This is a genomic window from Dietzia cinnamea NBRC 102147, from assembly GCF_001571065.1.
GTDB classification, from domain to species: domain Bacteria; phylum Actinomycetota; class Actinomycetes; order Mycobacteriales; family Mycobacteriaceae; genus Dietzia; species Dietzia cinnamea.
Map to the genome: position 1 here is coordinate 84,492 of NZ_BCSW01000004.1, position 13,820 is coordinate 98,311.

16 protein-coding genes are annotated in these 13,820 nt (G+C 73.8%); 10 read left to right on the plus strand and 6 right to left on the minus strand.

Annotation, left to right across the window (positions count from 1 at the left end; all coding sequences use genetic code 11):
* The 3 genes from DCI01S_RS02955 (at position 1) to DCI01S_RS02965 (ending at position 2,862) form a co-directional block, all read left to right on the plus strand.
* A complete protein-coding gene (locus tag DCI01S_RS02955) occupies positions 1–888 on the plus strand; it encodes a glycerophosphodiester phosphodiesterase family protein (protein WP_061227860.1) in 888 nt (295 codons plus the stop codon).
* A gap of 71 nt (positions 889–959) precedes the next feature.
* The gene (locus DCI01S_RS02960) at positions 960–1,868 is read left to right on the plus strand and encodes a DUF5926 family protein (RefSeq protein WP_061227861.1); all 909 of its coding nucleotides are present in this window, start codon (positions 960–962) and stop codon (positions 1,866–1,868) included.
* A 121-nt stretch (positions 1,869–1,989) separates the two neighbouring features.
* A complete protein-coding gene (locus tag DCI01S_RS02965) occupies positions 1,990–2,862 on the plus strand; it encodes a DUF8176 domain-containing protein (protein ID WP_061227903.1) in 873 nt (290 codons plus the stop codon).
* Positions 2,863–2,873: 11 nt separating this feature from the next.
* On the opposite strand, the gene DCI01S_RS17795 is transcribed toward DCI01S_RS02965, so the two are convergent.
* From DCI01S_RS17795 to DCI01S_RS02980, 3 genes are all read right to left on the minus strand, one after another.
* Positions 2,874–4,409, minus strand: coding sequence for an LCP family protein (locus DCI01S_RS17795; RefSeq protein WP_244881631.1), 1,536 nt, complete (start codon positions 4,407–4,409; stop codon positions 2,874–2,876).
* A gap of 64 nt (positions 4,410–4,473) precedes the next feature.
* Positions 4,474–5,325 (minus strand): CPBP family intramembrane glutamic endopeptidase, encoded by an 852-nt coding sequence (locus tag DCI01S_RS02975; protein WP_061227862.1) that lies wholly within the window; start codon positions 5,323–5,325, stop codon positions 4,474–4,476.
* Entirely contained in the window at positions 5,322–6,014 is a 693-nt protein-coding gene (locus tag DCI01S_RS02980) for an APA family fibronectin-binding glycoprotein (RefSeq protein ID WP_061227863.1), read from the minus strand. Before DCI01S_RS02980 ends, DCI01S_RS02975 begins: the two co-directional genes overlap by 4 nt.
* A 42-nt stretch (positions 6,015–6,056) precedes the next feature.
* Between DCI01S_RS02980 and DCI01S_RS02985 the strand changes: the two genes are divergently transcribed.
* Genes DCI01S_RS02985 through DCI01S_RS02995 form a run of 3 tightly spaced genes read left to right on the plus strand, consistent with a single transcriptional unit; the run spans position 6,057 to position 8,178 of the window.
* On the plus strand, positions 6,057–6,602 hold the full coding sequence (locus tag DCI01S_RS02985; protein WP_061227864.1) for a hypothetical protein: 546 nt from the start codon (positions 6,057–6,059) through the stop codon (positions 6,600–6,602).
* Positions 6,603–6,616: 14 nt separating this feature from the next.
* Entirely contained in the window at positions 6,617–7,549 is a 933-nt protein-coding gene (pheA, locus tag DCI01S_RS02990) for a prephenate dehydratase (protein WP_061227865.1), read from the plus strand.
* A complete protein-coding gene (locus DCI01S_RS02995; RefSeq protein ID WP_061227866.1) occupies positions 7,546–8,178 on the plus strand; it encodes a histidine phosphatase family protein in 633 nt (210 codons plus the stop codon). The genes pheA and DCI01S_RS02995 overlap by 4 nt, the downstream gene beginning before the upstream one ends.
* Before the next feature lie 43 nt (positions 8,179–8,221).
* Here DCI01S_RS02995 and DCI01S_RS03000 read toward each other — a convergent pair whose 3' ends face one another.
* Both DCI01S_RS03000 and DCI01S_RS03005 read right to left on the minus strand, forming a co-directional pair.
* Entirely contained in the window at positions 8,222–8,572 is a 351-nt protein-coding gene (locus tag DCI01S_RS03000) for a metallopeptidase family protein (RefSeq protein WP_061227867.1), read from the minus strand.
* Positions 8,569–9,690, minus strand: coding sequence for a septum formation family protein (locus tag DCI01S_RS03005; RefSeq protein WP_232302999.1), 1,122 nt, complete (start codon positions 9,688–9,690; stop codon positions 8,569–8,571). The genes DCI01S_RS03000 and DCI01S_RS03005 overlap by 4 nt, the downstream gene beginning before the upstream one ends.
* Positions 9,691–9,737: 47 nt before the next feature.
* Between DCI01S_RS03005 and DCI01S_RS03010 the strand changes: the two genes are divergently transcribed.
* Positions 9,738–10,181 (plus strand): ankyrin repeat domain-containing protein, encoded by a 444-nt coding sequence (locus DCI01S_RS03010; protein ID WP_061227868.1) that lies wholly within the window; start codon positions 9,738–9,740, stop codon positions 10,179–10,181.
* Positions 10,182–10,248: 67 nt separating this feature from the next.
* Positions 10,249–11,511 (plus strand): serine--tRNA ligase, encoded by a 1,263-nt coding sequence (gene serS / locus DCI01S_RS03015; protein WP_007631882.1) that lies wholly within the window; start codon positions 10,249–10,251, stop codon positions 11,509–11,511.
* Between the two features lie 40 nt (positions 11,512–11,551).
* On the opposite strand, the gene DCI01S_RS03020 is transcribed toward serS, so the two are convergent.
* Positions 11,552–12,070: a PaaI family thioesterase gene (locus tag DCI01S_RS03020; protein ID WP_063935229.1), complete on the minus strand. Its 519-nt coding sequence runs from the start codon at positions 12,068–12,070 to the stop codon at positions 11,552–11,554.
* Between the two features lie 60 nt (positions 12,071–12,130).
* Here DCI01S_RS03020 and DCI01S_RS03025 point away from each other — a divergent pair, with 60 nt between their 5' ends.
* Together DCI01S_RS03025 and DCI01S_RS03030 are read left to right on the plus strand one after the other, a co-directional pair.
* A complete protein-coding gene (locus DCI01S_RS03025; RefSeq protein ID WP_061227870.1) occupies positions 12,131–12,958 on the plus strand; it encodes a lysophospholipid acyltransferase family protein in 828 nt (275 codons plus the stop codon).
* Positions 12,955–13,788 carry an HAD family hydrolase gene (locus DCI01S_RS03030; protein WP_061227871.1) on the plus strand — a complete coding sequence of 278 codons (834 nt, stop codon included), beginning with the start codon at positions 12,955–12,957 and terminating at the stop codon, positions 13,786–13,788. Before DCI01S_RS03025 ends, DCI01S_RS03030 begins: the two co-directional genes overlap by 4 nt.
* Positions 13,789–13,820: the final 32 nt, after the last annotated feature.

Here is a 13,820-nt window from a genome sequence, read left to right on the forward strand (position 1 = left end):
GTGACGGTCCCCGCGACCACCCACCTGCCCTCACCCGTCTCCACCCGAAGCGGCGTCGTCGCCCACCGCGGCGCCTCGGCCGAATATCCCGAACTCACCCGCGTCGCCTACCAGCAGGCCCTCGACCAGGGCGCCGAGGCGCTCGAGGTGGACATCCGCCTCACCGCCGACGGCGTCCCGGTGCTGCTCCACGACCCGCGCACCACCCGCGTCGGTGACAGGGACCTGTGGGTCCACTCCGCCACCCTCGACCAGGTCGCGGCCCTCGACGTGGGCTCCTGGCACCCGGTCCACCGCAGGCCGGAGCCGGTCATGACCCTGCGCAGTTTCCTCGTGATGGCCGAGGCGTATCCCCGCGTCCGCCTGTTCCTCGAGACCAAGCACCCCGTGCCCACCGGCGGGCGCGTCGAGACCGCGCTGCGCGACGAACTCCAGTACTTCGGGCTGGACCGGGCCGCGTCCTTCGCCGAGTCACGCGCAGTGATGATGAGCTTCTCCGTCTCCGCCGTCCGCCGGTTCCGGCAGCTGGCGCCGGACGTGCCGACCGTGCAGCTGCGCGAACGGCGCAACGTCTTCAAGTCCTGGCCCGCCGAGGGGTTCGGCGCCCAACTGATGGGGCCGAGCATCAGCGCGCTGCGCGCCCGGCCGTGGCTGGTCGAGTACTGGCGGTCACGGGGCATGGGGACGTACTGCTGGACCGTCGACGACCCCGCCGATCTCCTCCTGTGTCGCGACCTCGGCGTGGACTGGGTGGGCACCAACGTGCCGGCGCGGGCGCTGACCGTCCTCGACGGCGCGACGCCGCCGACCGAGGGGCCCGCGGACGGGGCCGGCGCCGGCGTGCCGAGTGAGGCGACGCGGGGCCTGCCGGGTGATCCGGGGGCATAGGGGCCGGCACCGACCGGCCGACTCGCCGGTCCGGCGGGCACCTGACGAAGTCGCACCGTATCGTGGGGGCCGTGGGTAGACGGAACAGGCACAACGAGCCCAAGGCCGGCGGCAACCGCCAGGCCAAGATCGCCGCACGCGCGGCCGAGCGGGAGGACCTGAGCGTCGAGCCGCGGCCGTTCGCCGGGTTCGCCGGCGAATGCGACATGGTGGCGATGCGCGAGTTCGTGCCGTCGGCCACCGCGAAACTCACGACGGTCGGAGGCGGGCGCGACGTGACGCTGGCGACGGTCCTGCCCGGCGCGATCGCAGCCCTGGTCCGCGACTCCGAGCTCGGCGGCGAGGCGATGGTCGGGCTGCAGGTGCAGGTCCACGGCCCCGACCCGGCCGCCGATCTGGCGTACGCGCTCGACTGGGCGGGCCGCGCCGGCGGCGGGGAGACGCTCACCTCATCGCACCCGACCGGGTCGACGCCGTCGCTGGCGGACGTCATGGTCCGGGACGCCCCGCTGGAGATCGTCGTCCACCACGACTTCTCGTGGTGGGTGGCCGAGGGAGTGCAGGTCGCCCCCGAGATCGAGCAGGCGGTCCGCAACGCCAATGAGGTCATGATGCCCTCGGCGCGCGTGGAGGCGGACGGTATCGAGGCCGCGTGGTGGGTCGACGCCGGCGAGAAGGCGCACATCCGCTGGGTCCGGCCCGAGGAGGAGGACGCGCTGTTCGAGGCGCTGGCCCGGGTCCACGCGGCGGGTGGGCTGCACCTGGGCGAGGGGTCCCGTTTCGCCGGGTCCTTCCGCACGCACGGGCTGCTGGTGCCGGTGTTCGACCTGGACCGCGAGATGCATCACCAGGAGTGGGCGCCGGGTCTGCAGGAGCTCGACGCGCGGTTGCGCGAGGCGCTCACGAACGACGCCCCGCTCACCTCCGAGGAGCGGTCGTCCCGCGACGGGCTGCGCGCCCGGCAGGTGACCCTCCGCTAGAAGGTCCGCGCGGCACGGACCCCCGACGGGGCGCCGTGCGTTCTAGGATCCCTTCGGGCGACGTCGAGGGTCGCCCACGACGCGATGTGTCGACCCGGGACGATCCGAGGGAGTGGGGCGCGTGGCCGACCGACCGACCAGGGGGGACGACGACGAGTCGCCCCGTCTCCCCGAGGTGACGGTCCCGCCGTGGCTGCGGACCGGGCCCGGCCCGGACTCGTCGCTCCCGGGCGTGCCCGCGGTCGACCGGGTCGCGGGTGTGGCCGGTGGTGCGGGTGCGTCGCCGGCGGACTGCCGCGCTGACGAGCCCGCGCGTGAATCCCCGCCGACCCGGATCACACTCGGTGCGGGTGCGGGTGCGGGTGCGGGTGCGGGTGCGGGATCGGGCCCCGGCCGGACGGCGGGCGCCGACGTCGACGACCTGTCGACCCTCCCGCTGGGCACCGCCGCGGCCGAGGTGCGTAGGCCGATCGACGAGCCGCCGCAGTCGCCTGCGGTGCTCGACCGCCGCCCGGTGCGGATCGTCCTGCTGGCCGCCGCCGGTGTGGCGGTGCTGGGCGGTTCCGCGGTGCTCGGATTCATCGTCGCCCGCGGGGCCGTCAGTCCCTCCGAGGAGGCGGTCACCGGGTGCGCGGAGGTCTCGGAGCCCGGCCGCGTGGTCGGCGCCGGCCCCGGATCGCTCGACACGCCCGCCGGCGCGGTCCTGGCGTTCGATCACGCCTACTACGCGGAGCGGTCGGCGGAGAAGGCATTCGAGGCGGTCGCGCCGTCCAGTCGGATGACCGAGGAGCGGCTGCGCGTCGAGGGCGTCGAGCGGGTCGCCGAGGGCACCACCCACTGCGTCGAGGCGCGGGAGCTGACGCCCACGCTGCTCGAGGTCGACCTCACCGAGTACCCGCCGGAGGCCGATCCGGTCCTGATCCGTCAGCGGGTGCGACTCGCGGAGAACCCCGACGGCACGTGGGGGATCGTCTCCATCACCCCTGCCGGCTGAGCGCGCGCCGATCAGGGCCCGGCGTCGATGTACTCCGGGCCGGGGGTCCGCCCGGCGGCGACCGCGTCGAAGAACCCGGTGGTGGTGGGCCCCCACGTCAGATACGAGCCCACCGATCCCGACGCCATCCCGTCGTGGGGGGCGGTCACGGTCAGCGGGTCGTCGCTGAGGCGCCACATGACACGCGCGAGGGTCCAGATGTGGTCGCCGGTGTCGACGGTGACGGCCTCGGCCCCGGAGTTCAGCAGCGGTACCGCGGTGAACGGGTTGAGCAGGTTCCCGGGGGACAGGGTCTTGCGCATGAGCGCGCCGAGGAACTGCCGCTGGTTACGCACCCGCTGGAGGTCCTGCTCGGCGAACCCGTAGCGGGTGCGGACGAATCCCAGGGCCTGCGGTCCGGCGAGCGTCTGGCATCCGGCGGCCAGATCGAGGCCGGCGAGCGGGTCGACGATGGGCTCCTCGATGCAGATGTCCACTCCGCCCACGGCGTCGACGATCCCGGCGAAGCCGCCGAATCCGATCTCCGCGTAGTGGTCGATCCGCACGCCCGTCTGCTGCTCGAGCGTCTGGGTGAGCAGCGGCGGTCCACCGAACGTGTAGGCCGCGTTGAGCTTGTTCTCGCCGTAACCGGGGATGGTCACGAGCAGGTCGCGGGGCAGCGAGATGAGCATCGTGCGGTCGCCGCCGCGCGGGGTGTAGACGAGCATCATCGTGTCGGTCCGCTTGCCGCCGGCGTCGGACTCGGACCCGGTCGACAGCTGCGCCTGCTGCTCGGGGGTGAGCCCCTCGCGGGAGTCGGTGCCCACGAGCAGGGTCACGGTGCCGGGCGTGTTGCCGCCCCGCCCCGGGTAGTCGGTGAGCGCGTCAATCCGTTGCAGCTTCGAGTCCGCCCACAGGGCCGTGACCACACCCAACGTGAGCACGAGGACCAGCACGAGGCCGACAATGCGCAGCGGCCCGATCCGCCGCCACAGGGGAGCCCGGCCCGGGCGCCGGCGGGGTCGGGCGGCCGAGGCCGCCCGCGCGGAACGACGATCAGGCCGCCCGCCGCGACGGTCGGTCGCCTGTCGATAGGGGTCGCGCCCGCCGGCGCGCGCCCGAGAAGACCGTCGCGGATCGCGCGGATCGCGCGGATCGCGGGGATCGCGTGGGTCGCGTGGGTCGCGGGGATCGCGTGGGTCGCGGGGATCGCGCGGGTCCTCCCGCAGGTAGCGGGCCCGTTCCTCGGGCGTCAGCGGTTGGGGCTCCTGCCGCGGCTGGTAGCCGGTGCGACCGAGCGGATGCTCACGGCCGGCGTCGGCGGCCCTCGCGCCCGGGTCCCGCCGCGCCGCGGCATCGCGGGACGCCGCCGGATCACGCCGGGCGGACTGGTCACGACGGGCCGCCGTATCGCGCCGGGCGCCGGGATCGCGACCGGCCGAACCCGGGCGGGCCGCCGGATCGCGCGGCGCACCGGGGTCGGCGTAGCCGCGTCGCTCGCGGGCGCGTCGCCGGAGCTCGGCGGCCTCCTCGGGGGTGAGGTGCCGGCGCCTGGGGTCGTCGGTCATGGGATCGGACTCTACTTGCCCGCCGGCGAGGTCGGCTGGTCCCGTCGCGCCGGCGGGACCAGTGTCACAACCACGACACGTGCGGCGCCAGCAGCGCGTAGCCGAGGAACGCGATCACGTCCAGCAGCGTGTGCGCCAGCACCAACGGCCACAGCCGGCGGGTCCGCATCCACCACAGCGCGAACACCACGCCCATCGCGAGATTGCCCAGCCCGCCGCCGAAACCCTGGTAGAGGTGGTACGACCCGCGCAGCAGGGCGCTGGCGGCCAGCGCCAGCCACGGCGGCACGCCGAGCTGCCGCAGCCGCACGAGCAGGTAGCCCACGACGAGGATCTCCTCGGCTGCGCCGTTGCCCGCCGCGGACAGCACCAGCACGACCGGCCGCCACCACGTCTCGCCCAATCCGGACGCCGCGACCTGCAGATTGTACCCGGCGGCGACGGCCCCCAGGTACAGCGCCAGGCCGGGCACGCCGATCACCGCGGTCAGGGCGAGCGCCCACGCCACCTGCCGCCCGGGCCTGTCGCGCACGAGACCGAGCGCCCGCGCGCGGATCCCGGAGTGCGCGAGCAGCACCAGCGGCAGCAGGGCCCACGCGAGCAACCGCAGCACGCCGAGCGCCTGGTAGGCCAGGTCGAGCCACGGATGTTCCGAGCGGGAGACGTTGAGTGCGGCGGTCTGGTCGGCGAGGTCGGCCGGCGCGAGCAGTGCGGAGACCAGGTCGAGGACGGCGTAGGCGCCGGACAGGCCGAAGGTGACGGCCAGGACGATGACGAGCTCGGCCACCAGCAGCCGGCGGACGCGCGGGTCGGTGACCGGGTCGAACCGGGAGGCGTACCGGGCGACCGCGGCGCGGGGGGAGAGTGCGCGACGGACCCGTCCGGCGTCGGACGCGGAGTGCGAGGACCCGCTCACTCGGCGAGCCGGACGCTGTCGACGATCCCGTCCATCCACTTGACGCCGGGGGCGGACTGTTGCGCGGTCGTCACGTACGCCACCCACCACCGCCGCCCCTCCGAGCCGAACACGGCGGTGTAGACGAGCCCGCCGGAGTCGAGGTCGGCGAACTCGTCGGGCACCACCACGTAGGAGACGGCGGCGCCCGTGCCGGCCTCGTTGTCCACGCGTGTGACCCGCCGCTCGTCGCGGATGCCGGACACGCCCAGGATGTAGAGCTGGATGGTCTCGGCGAGCGCGGTCGCCGCCCCCTGGTCGTCGGCGATCGCGGCGGCGGCGATACCGGGTTCGAGGGCGCCCGCGAGGATGCGGGTCTCCAGCGCGTGCCCCGTCCCGACGGGCACGATCTGCAGCGATCCGAGCTCCGCGTCGCTCACCACGCGCCATCCCACGGGCACGGCGAGCTCCAGCCCCGAGTCCACGTCGAGGTGGTGCTCCCCGTGCAGCGTCGAGTCCCTCGGCAGCACCGAGGCGGGATTGGTGGCCACCGCGACGATCAGCAGAAACGCCAGGAGTCCGAGCGCGACATGCACGGTCCGCGGGCCGCGTTTCTCCTCCGGGGTGAGGTGGGAGGCGTCCGGCGCGTCATCCGGGGCGGGGGAGTAGTCGGCCGCGTATTCGGGCACGGGGGCGTCGTCGGTACCCATCGGTCGTCAGCGTAGCAACGGGCGGGGTGTACACCTGAGTGCATGACGGTGTCGCTCGAACTGCTGAGTCGGGGTCCCTCGCGGCCCGACCTCCTGGAGGACCTCGTGGCCGACGAGGCCACCCTGGCGGGCACGCTCGCCCGCTGGTCGGCCCCCGCCCCGGTCGTGGTCGCGCCCGCCGCCGACCTCGGCCTCCCGCCGTTGGAGGAGGTGTCCGCGGTGCTCGCCGCAGACACCCCCGCGATCGTCGACGTCGCGCGCGGCCTGACCGGTCCCGGTCCCGCCGCCGACCACCTCGCGGACCTGCTCGCCGTGGCCGCGCACTCCGGGGTCGGCTTCGGCTCGGGCCTCGTGCCCCGGTGCGCCGACGCGGACCAGGTGTGGGCGCTGCTCGCGGGCGCCGTGGCCGCGATGACCGGGGCGGACGTGCGCGCCGCGATCGCCGCGCCGGACCCGGCCCGCATCCTGGGCCTGTCGCGATCGGCCCGGGAGGCCATCCGTGATGTCGTGACGTGCACCCTCGTGCCCGACGGGCGGGTCGACGCCGTGTCCGCGGACCTCGCGTCCGCCGATCCCGACCGTCGCTGACTAGTCTCGTCGTCGTGGTCACCGTCGCCTACCTCGGCCCGCCCGGCACCTTCACCGACGCCGCCCTGCACCGGCTCCGCGCGGACGCGCGGACCTCCGACTTGCTCGCCGACGCCGAGGCCGTCCCGGCCCCCACCCCCGACGAGGCGCTGGCCATGGTCCGTTCGGGCGCCGCCGACTACGCGTGCGTCCCGTTCGAGAACTCCGTCGACGGCACCGTCAACCCCACCGGCGACGCGCTCGCCGTGGGGGAGCGGCTCCAGATCTTCGCCGAGACCGAACTCGACGTGGCGTTCTCCATCCTCGTGCGGCCCGGTACCGCCGCCGCCGACGTGCGCGTGCTGCGGACCCACCCTGTCGCCGCCGCCCAGGTCCGTCGGTGGGTGGGCGTCCACCTGCCGCAGGCGCACATCGAGACCACGTCCTCCACCGCCGCCGGCGCCGAGGAGGTCGCCGCGGGCACCGCCGACGCCACCGCGGCGCCCGCCCGCGCCGGCGAGATCAACGGGCTGGTCCCTCTGGCCGAGCGCGTCGCCGACGTCGGCGGCGCCCGCACCCGCTTCGTCCTGGCCGGCCGGCCGGCCCCGCCGCCGCCGCGCACGGGCAGCGACCGCACCAGCGTCGTGTTCGGCCTGCCGCACCAGCCCAACGCGCTCGTCCAGGCGCTGACCGAGCTGTCGATCCGCGACATCGACCTCACCCGCATCGGTTCCCGACCCACCCGCGTCGAGCGGTTCACCTACCTGTTCCACGTGGACCTCGTCGGTCACATCGACGACCCCGCGGTGTCCGAGGCGCTCGTCGCGCTGCGCCACCGCACCTCCGACCTGCGCTTCCTCGGGTCGTGGCCCGTCGCCGACGGCGGCGAGGCCGGCGCGCCGCCGCCCGACCGCGCCGAGGCGCTGCGCTGGATCGACGGACTGCGTCGAGGGGAGGGCGCGGGGTGAGCGCCCGACTCCACCTCGTCCGCCACGGGCAGACCCCTTCCAACGTCGCCGGCGCCCTCGACACCGCGTTGCCCGGCGCCCCACTGACCGACCTCGGCCGCGAGCAGGCGCGGCTGGTGGGTGAGGAGCTCGCCGGGTCGGGCATCCGCCCCTCGGTCATCCTGAGCTCGGAGGCCGCCCGCGCCCGCGAGACCGCCGGCCTCATCGCCGGGGAGATGGGCCTGCCCACCCAGGCCGTGCCCGGTGTCCATGAGGTGCAGGCCGGCGAGTACGAGATGCAGACCGGGCCCGACGCGCTGCTGGCCTACAACCGGGTGGTCCGCGACTGGCTCGAGAACGGCGAGCTGGACTCCCGGCTCCCCGGCGGCGAGAGCGCGCTCGACGTGCGGCGGCGCGCCATGCCGCTCATCGCCGAGCTACGCGAGTCCTACCTCGACAACGCCGTCGACGTGGTGCTCGTCGTCCACGGCACGCTCATGCGGATGATCGCCGTGTTCGCCGGGGCCGTGCCCTCGCAGTGGGCGCTCGACAACCGGATCCCCAACTGCGGCGTCATCGAGCTGGCCCCGGACGGCGGCGGCTGGGCGTGCGAGCGGTGGGGCGACCACCTGGGGCGGCCCGGGTACTGACGGCTGCGGAGTGGCTCCCGCGGCCGCGCGTCGGCTGCTCCGCTCAGCCCCAGCCGAGGGCGTGCAGGGTCTCCTCGCCGATCCCGAAGTGGTGGGCGATCTCGTGGATCACCGTCACCGCCACCTCGTGGACCAACTCCTCCTCGGTCGAGCAGAAGTCACACAGCGCGCCCCGGTAGATCGTGATGGTGTCGGGCAGGAACCCGGAGTAGGTGGTGTCCCGCTCGGTCAGTGCGACGCCCTCGTAGAGACCCAACAGGCCGGGCTCGTCCGGATTCCGGTCGGCGATGAGCACCACCACGTTGTCCATGGCCTCGAACAGCGCGTCCGGTACCGAGTCCAGCGCGTCGTCGACCAGCTCCTCGAACCGCGCCTCGTCGACCCGGATGGTCACGGCGCCCCGCCGCCGGGCACCGGGACGGCGACCGTGCCCTGGCCGGTGTCGGTCGTGGCGCCGGTGTCGCCACCGGGCTGCTGGCCGGGCGGCGGGATCTCTGTGGTGGTGGGCGCGACCGGGGTGTTCCCGTCGATGAGCACACCCTGCCGCGCGGAGCCGCGCAGCACCGCGAACGGCCCGGGCTCGGCGGCCCTCATCAGTCCGCAGTTGACGGTGCGACTGCCCGTGCGCCACGAGATCTCGGAGATGGGATTGACCAGCGTCGAGATGAGCGTCGTGCGGCGCAGCGTCTCGGGGTCGCCGAGATAGGCGATGCCGGCCTCTCGGCAGGCGTCGGCGGTGAGCTCGGACTGCTGCCGCGGATCCGGCGGGACCGGCCCCTCGGGGAAGGTCCCCGTCACGTCGACGTCGGCGACGATCTCGATCGAGTGGTCGTCCGAGCACGGCACCGGTGCGCCGGGCAGGCCCTCGGCGGTGAATCCCAGGCACGTCCCCGGCTCCCAGCGGCGGTGCTGGTCCGCCTCGGCGAACGTGCCCGTGGACAGGGCGGACCGGCCGTCGAGCTCGGCGGCCGCGATCCCGCACAGGACACTGCGGTCGCCCTTGGCCCAGCCCTCCTCGGACGGCGGCACCACCAGTCCGGTGAAGCGGCCCTGCGGATCGACCTCGCGGCCGCCCGCGTACCGGGAGATCAGCGGCAGGCACCGGTCCGTGCCCACCGGGGCCAGGTCGTCGCTGTCCGGGAGCGGGGTCCCCTCGCCGAACCCGGGGACCTCGGACAGGTCGATCCGCCCCGCCACCTCGAACCGGTGGGGCTCGGCGCAGTCGACCGTGTCGAAGGAGGCCACGCGGTCCGCGGCGTCGATGGACCAGGTCAGGCAGGTGCCCGGGGCGGCGTTGGCGTACGCCGGACCCGACAGGGTCCGCGGGTCGACCTGCGGGACGACCGCCGCGATCCGCCCGGCGCTCGACGAGTTCGGGTCGTTGATCGCCGAGGCCATGAGCGCGCCGGTGACCGCCCCGCCGGACAGGATCGCGAGGAGGGAGGCCATGACCGCGCCCCGCGTGCGGAGCAGGGTCCGACCACGGCGTGACGATCGGGTGGTAGTGGTCATCGCCTTCCATGATGCCGCAACCGCGCCGTCCCGATAGGATTCGGAGCATGAGCGGACAGAACCACGACGAGCGACCCGGCGCGGACGGTGACGTGCGCTCGCCACGGGAGGGTGTGGACCCGGAGGTCCTCGAGTTCGCCCAGATGCTGTTCCAGCTGGCCCGGGACGGCGAGACGGAACGGCTCGCGGCGTATGTCGACGCCGGCGTGAGCCCTGACCTGACCAACGAGCGGGGCGACGCCCTGCTCATGCTCGCCGCCTACAACGGCCACCCGGACACCGTCCGCGCACTGCTCGAGCGGGGTGCCGAGGTCGACCGCGCCAACGACCGGGGTCAGACCCCGCTGGCCGGCGCGGTCTTCAAGGGGTACGGCGAGGTCGTCCGCGTGCTCTACGAAGCCGGGGCCGACCCGTACGGCGGCACGCCCACGGCCGTCGACACCGCGCGCATGTTCGAGAAGGACGCCTTCCTGGAACTGTTCGGCGTCTGAGGGGGCCGCGGCGCCCGGCCGCGACTGGCCGCTGGGAGGATTCGCGCGGGCCGCTAGGCTGAGATGCGTGATCGATCTCAAGCTGCTCCGCGAGAACCCCGACCTCGTCCGCGACTCCCAGCGCACCCGTGGCGAGGATCCGTCGCTGGTCGACCAGCTGCTGGCCGCCGACGAGGCCCGCCGCTCCTCCATCGCGGCCGCGGACTCCGCCCGCGCCGAGCAGAAGGCCCACGGCAAGAAGGTCGGTAAGGCCTCGCCCGAGGAGCGCCCGGCGCTGCTCGAGGCCGCGGGCGCCCTCAAGCAGGCGGTCAAGGACGCCGAGGAGGCCGAGAAGGCCGCGGCGGCCGAGGTCGACCGGCTCCAGCGTCTGCTGTCGAACGTCGTCGAGGAGGGCACGCCCGCCGGCGGCGAGGACGACTTCGTGGAGATCGAGCGGATCGGCGAGATCCCCACCTTCGACTTCGAGCCCAAGGACCACCTCGAGCTGGGCGAGAGCCTCGGGCTGCTCGACATGGAGCGGGGCGCGAAGGTCTCCGGCGCCCGCTTCTACTTCCTCACCGGCTACGGCGCCCTGCTCCAGCTGGGCATGCTGCAGCTCGCCGCGCAGAAGGCCACCGCCAACGGCTTCACCATGATGATCCCGCCCGTGCTCGTGCGGCCCGAGATCATGCAGGGCACCGGGTTCCTCGGCCAGCACGCCGACGAGGTCTACCGGCTCGAGGACGACGACCTCTACCTGGTCGGCACCTCCGAGGTCGCGTTGGCCGGCTACCACCAGGGCGAGATCCTCGACCTCTCCGCCGGTCCCAAGCGCTACTGCGGCTGGTCCTCGTGCTTCCGCCGCGAGGCCGGCAGCCACGGCAAGGACACCCGCGGCATCATCCGCGTCCACCAGTTCGACAAGGTCGAGATGTTCTCCTGGTGCAAGCCCGAGGAGGCGCACGAGGAGCACAAGCGCCTGCTGGGCTTCGAGAAGGAGATGCTCGAGGCCATGGGCCTGCCGTTCCGCGTCATCGACATCGCCGGCGGCGACCTCGGCTCCTCGGCCGCGCGTAAGTACGACTGCGAGGCGTGGGTGCCCACGCAGGGGACCTACCGGGAGCTCACGTCGACGTCCAACTGCACGACGTTCCAGGCCCGCCGGCTCGGGGTGCGCTACCGCGACGACGAGGGCCGGACGCAGACCGCCGCCACCCTCAACGGCACGCTGGCCACCACGCGGTGGCTCGTGGCGATCCTCGAGAACCACCAGCAGGCCGACGGGTCGGTCGTCGTGCCCGAGGCGCTGCGGCCGTTTGTCGGAAAGGACGTGCTCGAGCCGATCCGCTGAGGGATCGCCGACCTCGTCGTCGTCGTCGTTGTCCGGACCGTCACGGGCGGAACAGCATCATCACACCGCTCGCGCTGGCGCACGTGCGGCCGTCGGTGTCAGTGACCCGCACCCGGACCACGCACGTCGACCGGCCGGCGTGCTCGACCTCCGCGCGGATCGTGGCCGGGGTCTTCTCCAGGCGCAGCGCCCGGATGTAGCGGACGGTGAGGTCCAGCGTGCTGTACCCGGTGCCAGGCTCGACGACGGTCGCGGTGGCGTAGCCGAGCGCCGAGTCCACCCAGCCGGAGACGATCCCGCCGTGGACCGTGCCGCCGTTGTTCAGCGCCCACTCCGCGGGCTCGGCCGTCATGGTCACCGCGCCCTCCTCGGCGGCGGTCAGCCGGACCCCGAGCGAGTAGGCGCCGGGGGAGAGGTGGCGCTCCCCGGCGATGATCGCCCGCAGAGCGTCGAGACCGGCGTGCGGCGAGCGATCCGCGGCGTCCGGGAGCGGGGGCCAGGAGTAGTGACGGCTGCGCGTCACGGGATCGACCGAATCGAAGGGGGCGTCGTGGTCCACCCCGCCGAACCTACCGGCGGTCGCGGACACCCTCCGCCGCGGGCCGCTACCCTGGGGCCCGTGGAGCTGCTCTATACAGGGATCATCGGGGTCGCCCGGACGATGTTCAAGGTCCAGGGACTGGACATCACCGTGCGCGGGGAACACCACTTCCCGGCGGTCGGCGGGGCGGTCGTGGTGATCAACCACACCGGGTACTTCGACTTCGTCTACGCCGGCCTGCCCGCCCGTGTGCACAAGCGGTTCATCCGCTACATGGCCAAGCACGAGGTGTTCGAGCACCCCGTGGCCGGGCCGATCATGCGCGAGCTCAAGCACATCCCCGTGGACCGCACTGCCGGCAAGGCGTCGTTCGACGAGGCCGTCGAGCGCCTCAGGGCCGGTGAGCTGGTGGGCGTCTTCCCCGAGGCGACCATCAGCCGCAGCTTCGAGATCAAGGGCTTCAAGTCCGGTGCGGTGCGGATGGCGCTCGCGGCGGACGTCCCGATCATCACCGTCACGGTGTGGGGGTCCCAGCGCGTGTGGACCAAGGGGCTGCCCAAGAAGCTCCTGCGTCCCAAGATGCCGATCATGATGCAGGTCGGCGCGCCGATGCAGGCGTACGAACCGATCGACGAGTGCACCCGGGAGGTCCGCTCGCGGATGCAGGCCGATCTCGAGCGGCTCCAGGACGAGTACGCGGAGCGCTACGGGCCGTACCCGGCCGGCGCCAACTGGGTGCCGGCCCGCCTCGGAGGGTCGGCACCCACGCTCGAGCAGGCGACGGCCCTGGACGAGGCCGAGCACGCGGAGCGTCTGCGTCGTCGCGCCGAGAACGCGGCCGCCGAGGGCACGTCGGTGGCCGATGTCGACACCCCGAAGGGGCCGGCGGGCCCGGACGCTCCGTGAGCCGGGCGAGGCCGATCCTCGTCGCCACGGACGTCGACGGGACACTGATCGGCTCGGACGACCTCGTGCCCGCCGCCAACCTGGCGGTCGTGGAGGATCTCGTCGCCGATGGTGCGACCTTCGTCCTGGCCACTGGTCGACCTCCGCGCTGGCTTGCGCAGGTGGTCGACCAGTTGCCCGTCGCGCCCCTGGCGGTGTGCGCGAACGGCGCCGTTATCATGGACTCCGGCAGCGGCGAGTTCCTCGAGACCAGCCTGCTCGACCCCGACACGCTCGCGGCGATCGACGAGGTCTTGCGGGAGCGGCTGCCGGGCAGCGGGATCGCCGCCGAGCGGCTCGGGGCCGACGCCGCCGATGCCGACTTCGTGGCCAGCCCGGACTACGAGCACGCCTGGATCCACCCCGAGCATCTCGAGGTGGGGCACGCCGAGGTCCTCTCCGAGCCCGTGCTGAAGTTGCTCGCGCGTGTGCCGGGCATGCCCAGCGCCGACATGCTGGCCGCCCTGCGCGGCGAAGTCGATCACCTGGCCGACGTCACGTACTCCACGACCAACGGGCTGATCGAGTTCGCCGCCCGCGGGGTGACCAAGGCGAGCGGGTTGGCGCGGATCGCGGCGTCCACGGCGGCCGCGACCGCCACCCCGTCGGCGGAGGTGCCCGTGACGGTCGCGTTCGGCGACATGCCCAACGACCTGGAGATGCTGCGCTGGGCCGATCACGGCGTGGCGATGGGCAACGCCATCCCCGCGGTCCACGCCGCCGCCGACGAGGTCACGCTGACCAACGACCAGGCCGGCTTCGCGCACGTCCTGCGGCGCTGGTGGGTCTGACCTGCCGGGGAGCCTGTGCTCCGAAATAGGTC

What these genes read in the sequence shown, in the direction of transcription:
- DCI01S_RS17795 (WP_244881631.1), bottom strand. Translation starts at nt 4,409, where the DNA reads ATGACCGACGACCCCAGGCGCCGGCACCTCACCCCCGAGGAGGCCGCC.
- DCI01S_RS02980 (WP_061227863.1), bottom strand. Translation starts at nt 6,014, where the DNA reads ATGGGTACCGACGACGCCCCCGTGCCCGAATACGCGGCCGACTACTCC.
- DCI01S_RS02985 (WP_061227864.1), top strand. Translation starts at nt 6,057, where the DNA reads ATGACGGTGTCGCTCGAACTGCTGAGTCGGGGTCCCTCGCGGCCCGAC.
- DCI01S_RS03005 (WP_232302999.1), bottom strand. Translation starts at nt 9,690, where the DNA reads ATGACCACTACCACCCGATCGTCACGCCGTGGTCGGACCCTGCTCCGC.
- DCI01S_RS03010 (WP_061227868.1), top strand. Translation starts at nt 9,738, where the DNA reads ATGAGCGGACAGAACCACGACGAGCGACCCGGCGCGGACGGTGACGTG.